Origin of the sequence: Novosphingobium sp. ES2-1 (assembly GCF_015169775.1) — a bacterium.
Lineage (GTDB): Bacteria > Pseudomonadota > Alphaproteobacteria > Sphingomonadales > Sphingomonadaceae > Novosphingobium > Novosphingobium subterraneum.
The window spans coordinates 266356-281436 of the sequence record NZ_CP063445.1; the positions used below are offsets into that span (position 1 = coordinate 266356).

At 64.8% G+C, this 15081-nt stretch carries 11 protein-coding genes; 4 read left to right on the forward strand and 7 right to left on the reverse strand.

Going from position 1 to position 15081, the window contains the following annotated elements:
- Nucleotide 1 precedes the first annotated feature (1 nt).
- Nucleotides 2-1771 (reverse strand): aminodeoxychorismate synthase component I, encoded by a 1770-nt coding sequence (gene pabB / locus IM701_RS01295; protein WP_193827545.1) that lies wholly within the window; start codon nucleotides 1769-1771, stop codon nucleotides 2-4.
- Nucleotides 1772-1889: 118 nt separating this feature from the next.
- Between pabB and IM701_RS01300 the strand changes: the two genes are divergently transcribed.
- Together IM701_RS01300 and IM701_RS01305 are read left to right on the forward strand one after the other, a co-directional pair.
- Complete coding sequence (locus IM701_RS01300) at nucleotides 1890-3464, forward strand: helicase HerA-like domain-containing protein (RefSeq protein WP_193827546.1); 1575 nt, start codon at nucleotides 1890-1892, stop codon at nucleotides 3462-3464.
- Between the two features lie 123 nt (nucleotides 3465-3587).
- On the forward strand, nucleotides 3588-4256 hold the full coding sequence (locus IM701_RS01305; RefSeq protein ID WP_193827547.1) for a hypothetical protein: 669 nt from the start codon (nucleotides 3588-3590) through the stop codon (nucleotides 4254-4256).
- Nucleotides 4257-4472: 216 nt separating this feature from the next.
- Here the strand turns inward: IM701_RS01305 and IM701_RS01310 are convergent, their stop codons facing one another.
- The 6 genes from IM701_RS01310 to IM701_RS01335 form a co-directional block, all read right to left on the reverse strand.
- Nucleotides 4473-7139: a M1 family metallopeptidase gene (locus IM701_RS01310; protein WP_193827548.1), complete on the reverse strand. Its 2667-nt coding sequence runs from the start codon at nucleotides 7137-7139 to the stop codon at nucleotides 4473-4475.
- Between the two features lie 136 nt (nucleotides 7140-7275).
- Nucleotides 7276-8667 (reverse strand): HAMP domain-containing sensor histidine kinase, encoded by a 1392-nt coding sequence (locus IM701_RS01315; RefSeq protein WP_193827549.1) that lies wholly within the window; start codon nucleotides 8665-8667, stop codon nucleotides 7276-7278.
- Between the two features lie 6 nt (nucleotides 8668-8673).
- On the reverse strand, nucleotides 8674-9411 hold the full coding sequence (locus IM701_RS01320; protein ID WP_193827550.1) for a response regulator: 738 nt from the start codon (nucleotides 9409-9411) through the stop codon (nucleotides 8674-8676).
- A gap of 6 nt (nucleotides 9412-9417) precedes the next feature.
- Entirely contained in the window at nucleotides 9418-10032 is a 615-nt protein-coding gene (locus IM701_RS01325) for an EF-hand domain-containing protein (protein ID WP_193827551.1), read from the reverse strand.
- Between the two features lie 236 nt (nucleotides 10033-10268).
- The gene (locus tag IM701_RS01330; RefSeq protein ID WP_039336487.1) at nucleotides 10269-10637 is read right to left on the reverse strand and encodes a VOC family protein; all 369 of its coding nucleotides are present in this window, start codon (nucleotides 10635-10637) and stop codon (nucleotides 10269-10271) included.
- A gap of 55 nt (nucleotides 10638-10692) precedes the next feature.
- A complete protein-coding gene (locus tag IM701_RS01335) occupies nucleotides 10693-12498 on the reverse strand; it encodes an aminopeptidase P family protein (RefSeq protein ID WP_193827552.1) in 1806 nt (601 codons plus the stop codon).
- Between the two features lie 56 nt (nucleotides 12499-12554).
- Between IM701_RS01335 and IM701_RS01340 the strand changes: the two genes are divergently transcribed.
- Nucleotides 12555-14645 carry a S9 family peptidase gene (locus IM701_RS01340; RefSeq protein ID WP_370584342.1) on the forward strand — a complete coding sequence of 697 codons (2091 nt, stop codon included), beginning with the start codon at nucleotides 12555-12557 and terminating at the stop codon, nucleotides 14643-14645.
- Nucleotides 14642-15037: a thioesterase family protein gene (locus IM701_RS01345; RefSeq protein ID WP_193827554.1), complete on the forward strand. Its 396-nt coding sequence runs from the start codon at nucleotides 14642-14644 to the stop codon at nucleotides 15035-15037. Before IM701_RS01340 ends, IM701_RS01345 begins: the two co-directional genes overlap by 4 nt.
- Nucleotides 15038-15081 lie beyond the last annotated feature (44 nt).

Sequence of the window (15081 nt, forward strand, 5' to 3'; positions counted from 1 at the left end):
TTCAGGAGCCGAGCAGGCGCGCCGGGATCAACCCGCGCAGGGCGTTGCCGACGAGGAAGCCGCCTGCGAGATCGTCAAGCGTCAGGTCAGCCTCGACGGCCCGTCCGGCCTCGATCAGCGAGCGGCGTAGCACGCCCGGCAGCAGGCCGAGGTCGGCGCGCGGGGTGAGCAGCTTGCCATCGCGTTCGACGAACAGGTTGGTGAAGGTGCCTTCGGTGAGCAGGCCATCATCGCGCAGGAACAATGCCTCGCCGGCCCCGGCCTTGTTCGCGGCAGCCAGGCCTGCTTCGTAGAAGCCGCGGTCGGTAGTCTTGTGGCGCAGGCGCCAGTCTCCGTCCGAAACCGGCAGCGGCAAGACTGCGCAAGTCAGGCTTTCGAGCGGCGCGGGCATGTCACTGGCATCGAGCGCATGGGCACCGCCCCTGGAGGCCACCAGCCGCACCTTGGACGGCTTGTCGAGATCGAAGCACAACGCATGGATCGCATTGCGCACGGCGTGGCGATCGAAGCTGAAGCCCAAGGCCAGTGCGCTCGCCTTCATGCGTTCGAGGTGCAGTTCGAGCAGTTCGATGCCCTTGGCGGGATCGAAGGCCATCGTTTCGATCAGGTCGGCATGGCCGGCAGACAAGCGCAAGAAATTCCCCTTCACCACGCATTCGCGCCATTCGCCGATCATTGCGGAATCGGCGACCACGGCCGAGCCCACGCCCATCACGGCGCGACCATCGGGCGAGAGGCGCACCGTGCGGATTGCCACATTGAACGCGGCATCGCCAGAGGGGTCTATCCGTCCGATCGAACCGCAATAAGCCCCGCGCGCATCACGCTCTGCCTGGTGGATGATCTCCATGGCGCGGATCTTGGGCGCGCCGGTGATCGAGCCGCAGGGGAAGATGGCGCGCAGGAGGCTGCGCACGTCCTGGCCAGAATCCAACTCTGCCCGAACTGTCGTGACCATCTGGTGAACTGTGGGGTAACTCTCGATGGCAAACGGGGCTTCGACACGGACCGAACCGGGGCGCGAAACGCGCGACAGATCGTTGCGCATGAGATCCACGATCATCAGGTTCTCGGCGCGATCCTTAACGCTGGCCGAGAGGTCCGCCTTGAACCGCGCGTCCTCTTCCGGGGTGCTCCCTCGCGGAGCCGTGCCCTTCATCGGGCGGACGCGGGCTTCCCCGCCCGAGAGCTTGAAGAACAGTTCGGGCGAGAACGAGAGGTGCCAGTGCGCGCCGTCCCAGATCACGCCGCCATAGCCTGCCCGGGCATCGCGGCGGACATCGGCATAGATCGCCAGCGGATCGCCGTCCCACGTGCCGGCGAGCGGGAAGGTGAGGTTGGCCTGGTAGATGTCTCCGGCGCGGATCGCTTCCTGCACCTGGGCAAAGGCCTTGGCATAGCCACCGGAAGAGATGGCCGCGCCCATCGGGCCGAGCCTCCCGGAGCCCGTGGCGGTTGCGGCGAGCCAGCGTTCGACGGCGGCGCTGGCCATGCGAGTGACCTTCCCGAACCGGGCGAACCACACCAGCGGGCCTGCCGCGCCGGTGCGCTCTGCCGCCAGAGGGGCAAGGCGCGGTTCGAGCGCCAGCCCGGCCTCGTAGGCAAGGTAGCCCGCCCAATCGCCCGGTGTGGCGGCGATCTGCGCCAGCGCGGCCTCGACTTCATCGGCCCGGCGCGCAACGACGAGTTCGCGCACGTCCTCATAGAGGCGCGCGTCGCTGGCGCCTTCGGTTCGGGCATCGTCGAGCAGGATGAAGGGGGCGCGGGTCATGGGCGGGTCATTGTCTCTGGCGAGCGCGCTCTAGCCGTTCCCCGCTCCGGATGCAAAAACCCCTCGCAAGGGGCGCGGCTGCGTCTTAGTCTCAGGCCAAATCGATGGGGTGCTGTGCATGGACGATATCTACCTTGGCCTCGGTTCCAACGGCGAACGGCAGGTGCTGCGCCTTGGCCGCGCCAACCGCCACGGGCTGATCGCGGGGGCGACCGGCACCGGCAAGACGGTGACGCTGCAGGGCATTGCCGAACAGTTCTCGGCGCGCGGCGTACCCGTGTTCATGGCCGACGTGAAAGGCGACCTTGCGGGCATCGCCATGCCCGGAAGCCCGACCTTCAAGCACGCCGCTTCCCTCGAATCGCGGGCCAAGGAACTGGGCATCGAGGACTATGCCTATTCCGACAATCCGGCAGTGTTCTGGGACCTCTATGGCGAATCTGGCCATCCCATCCGCACGACCATCTCCGAAATGGGCCCGCTGCTGCTGGCGCGGCTGATGGGCCTCAACGAGACGCAGGAAGGCGTGCTCAACATCGCCTTCCGCTATGCCGACGACAATGGCCTGCTGCTGATCGACCTGCCCGATCTGCAATCCGTTCTCGTCGCCTGTGCCGAGAACGCCAGTGCGCTTGCCACGCGTTACGGCAATGTCTCCAAGGCCAGCGTCGGCACGATCCAGCGCCAGTTGCTCGCGTTCGAAAGCCAGGGCGCGGACCGCTTCTTCGGCGAGCCGGCGTTCGAGGTGAACGATTTCCTCAAGGTCGACGATCAGGGCCGCGGCATGGTCAACGTGCTCGCCGCCGACAAGCTGATGCAGAGCCCCAAGCTTTACGCCACGTTCCTGCTGTGGCTGCTGTCCGAACTGTTCGAGGCGCTGCCCGAAGTGGGCGATCCGGAAAAGCCCTGCCTGGTGTTCTTCTTTGACGAGGCGCACCTGCTGTTCGACGATGCCCCGCAGGCGCTGATGGAGAAGGTCGAGCAGGTGGTGCGCCTGATCCGCTCGAAGGGCGTGGGCGTCTATTTCGTCACGCAGAACCCGATCGACATTCCGGAGAAGATCGCAGGCCAGCTCGGCAACCGCGTGCAGCACGCGCTGCGGGCGTTCACCCCGCGTGACCAGAAGGCGATCCGCGCGGCGGCCGAGACCTTCCGCATCAACAAGGATCTCGATGTCGAGACGGTCATCACCGAACTGAAAGTCGGCGAGGCGCTGGTCTCGACGCTGAACGAGGACGGCTCGCCCTCGGTCGTCCAGCGCACCCTGATCGCCCCGCCGCGCTCGCGGCTTGGACCACTGACGCCGAAGGAGCGCGCGGTGATCCAGTCGGTCAGCCCGTTCGATGGCAAGTACGATAAGGCAGTGAACCGCGAATCCGCCGCCGAAGTGCTGGCGCAGAAAGCGGCTGACGCGGCAGCGGCGGCACAGCAGGTGGAGGAGCAGGGCGAAGAGGCCCAACGCGCCTCGCCGCGCCGGACGACGACGATGTGGGAGCGCGCAGGGAAAGCTGCGGCGGGCGCGGTGGCCTCATCCGCAGGCGCCGTGATCGCCGCCAGCATCACCGGCAAGAAATCCCGCGCGGCACCGGTGGCATCGGGCGTGACCGCAATGGTCGGCTCGATCGCTACCTCGATCGGCGGCGAGGCGCTTGGTCGCTTTGCGCGGGGGATTTTGGGTGGGTTGTTGCGGTAGGTCTTGGACTGGGCGGGTAAGTCCGTGTTGGCTGCGCTGGGCTTCAGCTTTTCTCTATGAATGCTTGCCAACCCCTATTGGCAATGTTCGTGGCAGAATGAGCGTCAGTAAGGGGCAGGGGATATGATCTTAAACTTAGTCTTGGCTGCGATGTTATTCGGCCCTTTGGTTTTGCTCCGGCTCTTCCAAATAACTCACACCTCATTGATCGCAGGTTTCGATCCACTTCCAAACAGAAAGGCACCGTTTTGTGAAAATCCAAAATTCGTTGTTACTCTATTCGCTGCCTTGACTTTTACAGGCTATCTTTATCTGCTTTATTCCTTGGCCGTAACATTTCTGCGCTATGGATTGCCGCCGTGCGAGAGTGACGAGGCAGTGTTCTGGTCGCGAATGGCATGTTCTGTCGGACTCTTCCTCGGAGGCACGCTATTGTTCCTGCCGCGCAAGTCCTCAGGGTTTCGTTGTGCGGTCGCCGTAGGCTTGCCAACCGTTCTGTGCGGCGTGCAGTATCTCGTCATTAATCACAACGAACAGCAGCAAGCGGCTTGTGCCGCGCGGTCGTTGCCCGAAGCTATGGCCGCGTGCAGGAGCAATACGGCGCATTACCGGTTCAGCACATCGTCAGAAGGTTTCGCTACGCTTACGCTTATTGCGCCAGGCACCACCGATCGTGCGTGGAATTGCCTCACTAACTGGACCTATCACGCCGAGTCGGCCCCATCGCTGAAAATTGATGAAAGCGTCTACGCAGCGGCTCGCAGACGGGCAAAGCTTAACTCCGAAATGTGATCCGCCTCAACGAAAGCGGACGTTCGGCAATCCACTCAATTGCTGCCGCTCGGTCTGCTGGCAGCGAGCGGAAAAGATCGCGGCCCGTAACGCTCCTCCCCCTTGAGGGGGAGGTTGGGTGGGGGTGTACCACGGCGAGCGTGGACGCTCGGCTTTGCCTCGCTCCCCCACCCCTAACCCCTCCCCGGCGGGGAGGGGATGAGTCTGCGGTCGGTATTACTTCCCCTTCGCGTTCTGCCAGTCGGTCAGGCCCTTGATGAACTGCGGGCGGGTGCGGGCCTTTTCGGTGAGGACTCCGATCACGCGGTCGACCGGGCGGGCGGCTTCGGCGGGGACCGTGGCTTTGAACGCCTTGAGCTTCTCGATCATCGCCGGATCGTTCGACTGCCCGCCGAGGCTGGCGATGAAGGTCACGCGGCTCTGCGCGTCGACCAGCGATTCGATCTTCTCGCGGTTGGCCAGCGCGAAGTCATAGGTCTCGTCCGGGTGCAGGCCTGCCGAGGCGACGATCATCGCCGCGCTGGTGGTCTTGCCCGGCGCGTCGGTCAGCGCAAGCTCACGCGCCGCCTTGGCCAGCGAGGCATCGGCAGGGCGGCCCAGCAGGGTGTAGAGGAACTGGCGTTCCACCGCGCTGTTGCTGGCCGCGGCCATGGCCTTGATCGCGTCCCAATCGGCCTTGGTGGCGTTGCGGGCAACGATGTTGAGCCAAGTCGTCTTGAGCGGACCGTCCAGGGCCTTGGGGTTGCTGGCGAGCATGGCGAAGCGGCGGCGTGCTTCAGCCACGACGTCGGCATCGCCCATCGTGCCGAAGCCCGCGATCAGCGTCGAGCGCAGGTCGGCATCGCGCAGCGGCTCATCGGCCTTGGGCTCGAAGCCCAGCGCCATGAGGCGCGGCTTGTAGGTTCCGGCGACCTTGCCATAGAGCTTCTTCTGCGCGGCAGGATCCTTGTCGAGCACGCGCCACGCGCCGACGAAATCGCCGAAGGCATTGCCGAGCACCACCGGATTGGCATTGCCGGGGATCGCGGCAAGCAGATCGAACGCCGGACCATAGGGCTGGTAGCCGCTCGACGAGAGCGCGAGGTTGTCGGCAATCAGGCCCATCTGGTCGACCGGCTGGAGCGTCGGCATCGCCTTCTTCAGCGAGGTCAGCATCTGCGGCGTGTAGAGCGAGCGGTAGTAGCCGAGCTGGCCGGCGTTGATCACGATCGGGCCGCAGCCATTGACCGTTACCGTCGCCTTTCCGCCATCGAGGATGGTGCGCACCGGCTCGCCCGATCCTGCCGAGACGATCAGCGGGACCTTCCACTGCTGCGGCTTGGCGGCGACTTCGTCCTTGCGGTCGACGCTGAATTCGCTCTGCTGCAGCGTCAGCGTGGAAACGCCCTTCTTGCAGGTCATGCCCGTCACCTTGACCAGCGGGATGCCGGGCTTGGTGGTGAAATCGGTGGCGATGGCGGTGAGGCCGGGAGCGCCGGCCTTCTCGATTGCCTGCCACAGGTCCTTCGAGCGGGTGTTGCCGAACTTGTGATCGCGCATGTAGGCGCGCAGGCCATCGCGCCACACGTTTTCGCCCGCGAACGCCTCGAGCATCGAGATGACCGCTTCGCCCTTCTGGTAGGTGATCGCGTCGAAAGCCTGGTTGGTCTCGTCGACGGTCTTGATCTCCTGCACGATCGGGTGCGTGGTCTTGAAGCCATCGAGGCCCATCGCCGCATCGCGCCCGTTCACGCGCTCGAGCAGCGGGAACCAGTCGGGGTGGAAGTGCGCGGTGGCCTTGGTTTCCATCCAGCTGGCAAAGCCCTCGTTCAGCCAGAGGTCTTCCCACCAGGCCATGGTCACGAGGTTGCCGAACCACTGGTGCGCCACTTCGTGCGCCTGCGTGGTGACGATGTTCTGGCGGGCAGCAGCGCTGGTGATGGCGGGATCGTTGAGCAGGATGCGCTCGAACGTCAGGATCGCGCCCCAGTTCTCCATGGCCGAGAAGAACTGCGACTGGCCGGGTGCGGCGATGTTGTCGATCTTGGGCAGCGGGTAGGGCTGGCCGAAGTATTCGGAATAGTAGGGGATCAGCGGCGCGAGTTCGTCCAGCGCGAAGCGGGCCTGCTCGCCGCTGCCCTTGGGCGCGACGATGCCAGCCTGAACGCCGGGGGCGGCTTCCTTGGTCATCCGCTCCCAGTCGCCCAGGCCGAAGAACAGCAGGTACGAAGACATCTTCGGGCTGGTGCCGAAGGTCACGCGCTTCATGCCACCCGCGAGCTGCTCTTCCTTGGCGATCGGCATGTTGCTGACGGCCATCTGCGTGGCCGGCACGGTGGCGGAAAGGTCGAACGTCGCCTTGTAGATCGGCTCGTCGAACATCGGCGCAAAGCGGCGGGCATCGGGTGCTTCGAACTGCGTGAACAGGCCGCGCACCTCCTTGCCGGTCACCTTGTCAGGGTAATCGAGCGCGAAGAGGCCATTGGCCTGCGTGTTGATGATCCCCGAATAGCTGGTGTCGAGCCGGTACTTGCCGGGCTTCAAGGGTGCGGCGGCGGTGAAGGTTGCGGTCTGGCTCTTGGCGTCCATCGTCACGGTGACGGGCATGGCTGCGCCGCCTGCGGGCGTGAGCGTGGCGGTGGCGATCTTCAGGTCGAGCGCGTGGAGCGTCAGCGCGGGCGTGGCTTCGGTGACTTCGAGATCGACCGAGGAGGTGCCGGTGAAGGTCAGCGCCTTGGCATCCGGGGTGATCGAGATGGTGTAGTGCGAGGGGTGCGCCACGCGGGGAAGATCGGTGTGGACGCCCGCTGCAGCCGAAGGATTGAGCGGCGCCTGCGCCGTGGCGGGGACGGCAACGGTCGCAACAGCGAGAGCGAAAGCGGAAACAAGTGAAATGGTACGCATGCCGATCATGACTCCCCGGCGCAATGAAGATTGGTTGCACTAGCAACCGGTCGACCACTGCGCGAATCCTTTCGACGAACGGCAGGCGCGCACCGACGAAGGTCGGTTGACTATTGCGGCGGGGATGAGCGGTGGCTTAACCGAGCGGCAGGCGCATGGTTGCGGTGAGTCCGGCAATGCCATTCTCGCCGCGCCGGTTGGTGAGCGTCAGCGTGCCGCCGTGCTGGTCGGCGATGGCGCGGGCGAGCGTCAGGCCGAGCCCGGTGCCACCCGTGCCGCTGTTGCGCGAGGCATCGAGCCGGGTGAACGGCTCCATCATCCGCGCAATCTTATGCTCGGGGATGCCGGGGCCGTCATCCTCGATCCGCAGCACAGCCTCTCGGCCTTCGCGGGCGAGCGTGATGCGAGCGCGATCGCCATAGCGGATTGCGTTGGAGACGAGATTGCGCAGGGCGCGCCGCATCCAGGTCGCGCGGACAGGCAGGACGACGCGGTCGGTGTCACCCAGTTCCACCGGTTCGCCCATGTCCTCGAATTCGCCGATCACGTCGGCGACCAGTGCCGAAAGCTCGGTGGGCTCGAGTGGATCGGACGGCCGTCCGACGCGGGCGAGCGACAGGATATCGTCGAGCGAGCGGTTGATGTCCTCGATCGTCGCAGCCATGCGGGCGCGCTCGACATCGTCGTCGACGGCCTCGATCCGCACGCGTAGCGCCGCCAGCGGGGTTTTGAGATCATGCCCGATCGCGCCGAGCATGACGTCCTTTTCATCGAGCATTGCCGCGATTCGCGCTTCCATCGCATTGTGGGCGACGATCAGGCCCTGGATGTCCTCAGGTCCCTCTGGCTGGAGTTGGCCATCCAATGTGCGATTGCCGGCGAAGTCCTCGACCCGGCGGGTGAGGGCCTTCAATGGGCGGGCCATGCGCCGCAGGATCAGCGCCATCGTGCCGACCAGCACCAGGTACAGCACGATGGTCTGGCCGACGAGCGGCGCAAGCACGCGCATTTCACCGCCTTCGGTGAACACGCGGGTCGAGGTCCAGCCGCCAGATGGGCTGCGTATCGAGGCAATGACCAAGCGGGGCATGGGCTCCTTCGAGACCAATTCCAGTTTCCGGCGATTGCGGTTCCAGAATTCGATGCTCGGCCCGTCACGCATCGGATCGCGTTCGAAGACCAGCACCTCGGCGGTCTCCACGCCCTGCGCGTTCAGGACTTCGCTCAGTTCGTGCTCGACGCGGGGCAGCCGCCGCTCGCCGGGGCGATAGAGTGAATCTTGCGAATGTTCGATGCGGAACGGCGGGGGCGGGCGATCATCGGCATCCCCGTGTCGATGGCGGCGTTCTTCAGGGCTGGGGCCAATCAGCCGAAAAGCGGCCGAACTCACCATGGAAACTTCGCGCCGATGATTCTGTTCGCGCCAGATCAGCACGGCGGAAATGGTCTGCGCTACCAGCAGTGCCAAGGCGATGGCGAGCAGGACCTGCCCCTGCAGGCTGCGCGGCCAGAAGCGGAGGTTCTTCACGCCCGGTCAGCTTTCGTCCGAAGTGGCGGGACGCTTGCGCACCTCTGCGGCAAGCATGTACCCGCCGCCCCACACCGTCTGGATCAGTTGCGGGTTGCGGCTGTCGCCCTCCACCTTGCGTCGCAGGCGCGAGATCTGGTTGTCGACAGCGCGGTCGAACAGATGCGCCTCGCGGCCCTGCACCATGTCGAGCAGGCGATCGCGATCGAGCACCTGTCGGGGGTGGTCGAGAAAGGCCATGAGCAGGCGGAACTCCGCCGAGGAAATGGCGACGACCGCGCCTTCGCTGTCGATCAGGCGGCGCTTCAATGGATCGAGCCGCCAGCCCTCGAATTCATAGATGACCGCGTCCGAAACCTCGCTCGACTGCTTGGTCGCGCGCCGGAGGACCGAGCGGATGCGAGCGACAAGTTCGCGCGGATCGAACGGCTTTACCACGTAGTCGTCGGCACCGATCTCCAGCCCGACGATGCGGTCGGTCGATTCGCCCTTGGCGGTGATGAAGATGACGGGCAGGCGCTTGGCCTCGACCAGATGGCGGCACAGCGAAAGGCCGTCCTCGCCCGGCATCATGATGTCGAGCAGCACAAGGTCGCAGCCTGCTTCGAGCAGGCGGCTGCGGGCTTCGGCGGCGGTGCCGGCCTGTGTCACGACAAACCCCTGCCGGACCAGATAGTCCGCCAGGGGTTCGCGCAGCGCAGGTTCGTCATCGACCAGGAGCAGTCGGATCGGCGCTTCGTTCATCGTGGATCAGTTAGCCTCAGGGGGCGGCGGAGGTCCATCACCCATCGCACCCAAATGGCCGGCGTGCGGGCCCTTCATCTTGCCCATCATCGCCTTCATCGAAGCACGACGCTCTTCCGGCGTGATCTTGCCGTCCTTGTTGGCATCGGCCATGTCGAAGTGCGCCTTCACGCCAGCGTCGAATTCGGCGCGGGTGACGGTGCCGTCCTTGTTGGCATCGGCCATCATGGCCATGCCGCCACCCATCATCATGCCCTTCATGCCGCCGTGGCCACGGCCACCATGACCGGCCTTGCGGTCACCATCGCGGCCTTCAGGCCCCTTCATCTGCTGGTGATGGGCAATGAATTCCTCGCGGCTGATCGAACCGTTCTTGTCGGTGTCGATCTCGGCGAACTTCTCGGCCCACTTGGCATTCTTGTCGGCCTGGTCGAGCTTGCCGTCCTTGTTGACGTCGAGCTTTACCCACATCTCGTCGGACTTGGCCTTGGCTTCAGCCCAGGTGATGGTCTTGTCGCCGTCGGCATCCATCTTCTGCGCAAAGGCGGGCGAGGCGGCGTAGAGCGCGAGCGAGGCCGTGGCCGTCACTGCAGCGGCAGCCGCAATCTGGAATTTCTTCATCGGTTAGTTCCCGTCAGTAGAGGGAGGAGACTGCGGCCACTGGCACTTGGCAAGGAGAGGGGGAGGGAGTGCCTTGCTCAGGGGGGACTGAAAACCAGCGACCGCAGTTCCTGTAGTCCCTATCTAGGCGCAGCTTGTCGCGCGACTATGCCGGGGACGCGGGTTTATTGTCGCAATTTGTCGCGCCTGCACCGGAGCGTTCATCCGCGTGCAAGCGCGGGCGGATATGCCTGCGTTCAGCCCATCACGAAGGCGTTGAGCTTGTTGCCGTCGGGGTCGCGGAAGTAGGCGGCGTAGAAGCCACCACCGCGCAGTCCCGGCTGGCCCTCGCAAGTGCCGCCATGGGCAAGCGCAATGGCGTGGAGGCGCCCGACCTGTTCCTTGTCCTTGGCCTGTAGCGCGACCATGACGCCATTGCCCACCGTTGCGGGCTGCCCGTCGAAAGGCTTCATCGCCGCAATTCCGGCAGCGCCATCGGGCACGCCCCAGGCAATCCCGGTCTCGAACTCCATCATCCGGCCCACGCCCATTTCTGCAGCGATGGCATCATAGAACGCTGCGGCCTTGGCCAGGTCATTCGTGCCGACAGTGACGTATCCGATCATCGCATTGCTCCTCATCTTTGAGTCGATAAGGAACAATACGTGAACATATGCCCCGTCACAAGGGCGCGCAGGCCGCTTCCAGCCAGATCAGATCGTCACCGGAAAGCTGCAGGGCGAGGACGTCGCGCACCTTGGCGTGGTAAGTGTCGAGCCATTCGCGCTCATCGGGTGAGAGGAGGGTGATATCCACCAGATCGCGGGCGATCGGGGCGAAGGTGAGCGTTTCAAAGCCGTAGAACTCGCCCTCAGCTCCGGGAATGTCGCGCTTTTCGACCAGCACGAGATTTTCGATGCGGATGCCGTATTCGCCGGCCTTGTAGTAGCCCGGTTCGTTTGAGAGGATCATGCCCGGCATGAGCGGCTGGCCGGTGCCCGCCTGCCCGCCGCTGGCCTTGGCAATGCGCTGCGGGCCTTCGTGGACGGCGAGGAAGCTGCCGACGCCGTGGCCGGTGCCATGGGCGTAGTCGAGGCCAGCGGACCACAGGAACTGCCGGGCGAAGCTGTCGAGCTGGCTGCCGGCGGTGCCTTTGGGGAACACGGCGCGGGCCAGCGCGATGTGGCCCTTGAGCACGCGGGTGAAGCGGTCCTTCACTTCCGCATGCGGCGCGTCAGGTCCGACCCAGACGGTGCGGGTGATGTCGGTGGTGCCATCAACGTACTGCCCGCCCGAATCGACGAGGTAGACGCTGTTCGGCTCGAGCGTACGGCTGGTCTCCTCGCTGACGCGATAGTGAACCACCGCACCGTTCGGCCCGGCGCCCGAAATGGTGTCGAACGAGAGGTCGCGGAGCAGCCCGCCCTCGGCGCGGAAGGCTTGCAGGCGGTCGGCTGCGGAAAGCTCGGTCACGGTGCCGTTGGGCGCTTCGACCTCGATCCAGCGCAGGAAGCGGGCAATGGCGGCGCCATCGCGGGCCTGTGCGGCGCGGTGGCCAGCTTGTTCCACGGGGTTCTTGATGGCCTTGGGCAGGACGACCGGATCGGTGACGGCAACGACTTGCGCACCGGCCCCTTCGAGCGCCTGGAAGATCGCGGCCACCGCCCGTTCGGGATCCACCGCCACCTTCCTGCCCTTGAGCGCCTGGAGCGCCGGGACGAAGGCCTCGCGCGGCTGGACGCGAACCGCGTTGCCGAGATGCGCCGTCAGTTCGGGCGTGACCTTTTCGGGCGCGATGAACAGGTCGGCGGTGCCATCGGCATTGGCGATGACGAAGGAGAGCGCCACGGGCGTGCGATCCACGTCCTCGCCGCGAATGTTGAGCAGCCAGGCCACCGAATCGAGCGCAGTGATGACCGCAGCGTCGAGCCCTTGCGATGCGAGCCACTCGGCCACATCGGCCCGCTTTTCCGTTGCCGACTTGCCGGCGTGTTCGGTGGCATGAGGCACGGCCGGAGCGAGCGAGGGCGCCGGCTGGTCCTGCCATACCGCGTCGACCGGGTTGTCTGTGACTGCCACCAGCGAGGCGCCGCGCGGTTCGAGTGCGGAGGCAACGCATTGCGCCCAGCTCTTGGCATGGAGCCAGGCATCGTAGCCGATCTTCGCACCTTGCGGAGCATGTTTTCCGAGCCATTCCGCAACGCTGGTCTGCGGCACCGACTGGTACGACCACAGCTTGCCATCGACCTGATCGCGCACCTGCAGGGTATAGCGTCCGTCAACGAAGATCGCGGCTTCATCGGCCAGCACCACCGCCGTGCCCGCAGAGCCGCCGAAGCCGGTTAGCCATTCCAGCCGCTGGGCATAGGCGCCGACATATTCGCTCATATGTTCGTCAGAAATGGGGATGACGAAGCCGTCCAGCCCGTCCTTGGCAAGCTGCTTGCGCAAGGCGTCGAGGCGGGCTTCATGAGTTTGCATCAGCATGGGATCGGTCCTGAATGTGGGCGGCCCGCCTTGCGGGCATCATGCACGCAACATAGATGCGGGGGATGAGCATTGCCACACCTCCTGTCGCCGCCCGCATTCCGCACAGCTTTTCGCATCATGGCCTGACCGTCTCCGACGATTACGCCTGGCTGCGCGATCCCGGCTATCCCGAGGTCACCGACAAGGCCGTGCTTGCCCATCTCGAAGCCGAGAACGCCTGGTTCGAGGCTCGCATGGCCGAGCGCAAGCCGGTCATCGACGCCCTGTTCAAGGAAATGCGCGCCCGCATCAAGGAAGCCGACAAGTCCGTGCCGCAGAAGGATGGCGACTTCCTCTACTGGATCGAGTTCGAGGAAGGCGCCGAATACAAGAAGTGGTGGCGCAGGCCGGTTGGCGCGCCCGACGATGGCAGCGCGGATGAACTGATTCTGGATGAAGTCGCCCTGGCCGAGGGCAAGGACTACTTCCGCCTTGGCGCGATTGCGGTGTCGAAGGACGGGACGAAGCTCGCCTGGTCGGTGGATGACAACGGCTCCGAACGCTTCACGGCCCGCATCAAGATCATCGCCACCGGGGAGGTCCTGCCCGACGAGATCCCCGGCACGCTTTCCGGACTGATCTGGGTGAAGGACGACACCGGCCTCGTCTACAGCCTTGCCAACGAGAACTGGCGGACGGACAACGCGCGCCTGCACTGGATTGGCCAGCCGCTGGAGAACGACGTCGAACTCTATCACGAGGACGACGAGGGCTTCCGCGTGGGTGCGTCGCTTTCGGCCAACGAGAAGTGGCTGATCATTTCGACCGGCGACCACGAGACGGGCGAGGTGCGACTGGTTCCGGCGGACGATCCTCTTGCCGAACCCCTGCTGGTCAAACCCCGGCAGAAGGGCGTGGAGTACGATGTCGATGAGCGCGATGGCGTTCTCTATATCCACGCCAACGATACCCACGAGAACTTCCGCCTCGCCACCGCGCCGCTCGCGAACCCCGGCGAATGGACCACGCTGATCGAGGGAACGGACGATTTCTACCTTACCGGGTTCGACCTGTTCCGCGACTTCTACGTGACCGAAGGGCGTGTGCGCGGGTTGGACCGGATCGAGGTGCGCTATTACGACGATCCGTCTCGCATCGAACCGATCGAGTTTCCCGAAGCAAGCTACGAAGCTTCGCTTGGCGACAATCCCGAATGGGACATGAGCGTGCTGCGCGTCGGCTATGAATCGATGGTCAGCCCGGCGTCGTCCTATGACTATGACGTGGCCACCCGCAGCCTGACCCTGCTCAAGGTGCAGGAAATCCCGAGTGGGTACGATGCTTCGCTTTATGACACGGCGCGGCTGGAAATTGCGGCGCGCGATGGCACGATGGTCCCGGTCAGCGTGGTCTGGCGCAAGGACCGCGCGGCCATCAATGGGGAACAGGGCGGTCCGCTGCACCTCTATGGTTACGGCGCTTATGGCATCGCCATCGGGCCGGGCTTCTCGACCACGCGGCTGAGCCTTGTCGACCGCGGATTTGCCTATGCCATCGCGCATATCCGCGGCGGCGACGATCTTGGCCGCGCGTGGTACAAGGCGGGCAAGCTGGAAGCGCGGACCAATACCTTCAACGACTTCGTCGACGTCGCCAGGGGCCTGATCGAGCGTGGGTTCACGCAGGCTGGCAAGATCAGCATTTCCGGCGGTTCGGCCGGGGGTGAACTGATGGGCGCAGTGATCAATTCCGATCCAGACCTGTGGGGCGCGGTCGTGGCCCACGTGCCGTTCGTCGACGTGCTCAACACCATGCTTGACGAGGACCTGCCGCTGACACCGGGCGAGTGGCCTGAATGGGGCAACCCGATCGAGGACAAGGCGGCGTTCGAACTGATCCAGTCGTACTCGCCCTATGATCAGGTCAAGCCGCAGGGCTATCCGCCGCTGATGGTGACTGCAGGCCTCAACGACCCGCGCGTGACCTATTGGGAGCCTGCCAAGTGGGTGGCGAAGCTGCGCGAGGTGAAGACCGACGGCAACGAGCTGATCCTCAAGACCAACATGGGCGCGGGCCATGGCGGCAAGTCGGGCCGGTTCGAATCCTTAAAGGAAACGGCGGAAGAGTTCGCCTTCATCCTGTGGCAGCTGGGGGTGGATGCTTGAGTAACCGCCACACCCTCACCTTTACCGCAGGCCCCGAGCACATCGACGAGCTTGGCCATGTCAACAATGCGGTGTGGGTGAACTGGATTCAGGATATCGCCACCGCGCACTGGTCCGCAGTCGCCTCGCCCGAGCACCAACAGGCCTACGTCTGGGTCGTGACGCGGCACGAGATCGATTATCGCGGAAACATCGTTTCGGGCGAGAGCGTCACGGCCGAGACCTTCATTCCGGAACCGCCCACCGGCGCGAGGTTCGACCGGCGCGTGGATTTCCGCAACGCAGGCGGCAAGGTCATCGTCAGCGCGAAGACCACCTGGGCGATTATCGACCGCGGATCAGGCCGCATCCTGCGCGTACCGAAGGATGTTGCCGCGCCGTTCCTGCCATAGGGTTTCGTCCTGAGGCTTTCCATTCCGCCTGAATGGTTGCAACC

Excerpts from the sequence above, each read along its gene's own strand:
- pabB (WP_193827545.1), bottom strand. The coding sequence starts at position 1,771 with ATGACCCGCGCCCCCTTCATCCTGCTCGACGATGCCCGAACCGAAGGC.
- IM701_RS01300 (WP_193827546.1), top strand. The coding sequence starts at position 1,890 with ATGGACGATATCTACCTTGGCCTCGGTTCCAACGGCGAACGGCAGGTG.
- IM701_RS01305 (WP_193827547.1), top strand. The coding sequence starts at position 3,588 with ATGATCTTAAACTTAGTCTTGGCTGCGATGTTATTCGGCCCTTTGGTT.
- IM701_RS01310 (WP_193827548.1), bottom strand. The coding sequence starts at position 7,139 with ATGCGTACCATTTCACTTGTTTCCGCTTTCGCTCTCGCTGTTGCGACC.
- IM701_RS01320 (WP_193827550.1), bottom strand. The coding sequence starts at position 9,411 with ATGAACGAAGCGCCGATCCGACTGCTCCTGGTCGATGACGAACCTGCG.
- IM701_RS01325 (WP_193827551.1), bottom strand. The coding sequence starts at position 10,032 with ATGAAGAAATTCCAGATTGCGGCTGCCGCTGCAGTGACGGCCACGGCC.
- IM701_RS01330 (WP_039336487.1), bottom strand. The coding sequence starts at position 10,637 with ATGATCGGATACGTCACTGTCGGCACGAATGACCTGGCCAAGGCCGCA.
- IM701_RS01335 (WP_193827552.1), bottom strand. The coding sequence starts at position 12,498 with ATGCTGATGCAAACTCATGAAGCCCGCCTCGACGCCTTGCGCAAGCAG.
- IM701_RS01340 (WP_370584342.1), top strand. The coding sequence starts at position 12,555 with ATGCGGGGGATGAGCATTGCCACACCTCCTGTCGCCGCCCGCATTCCG.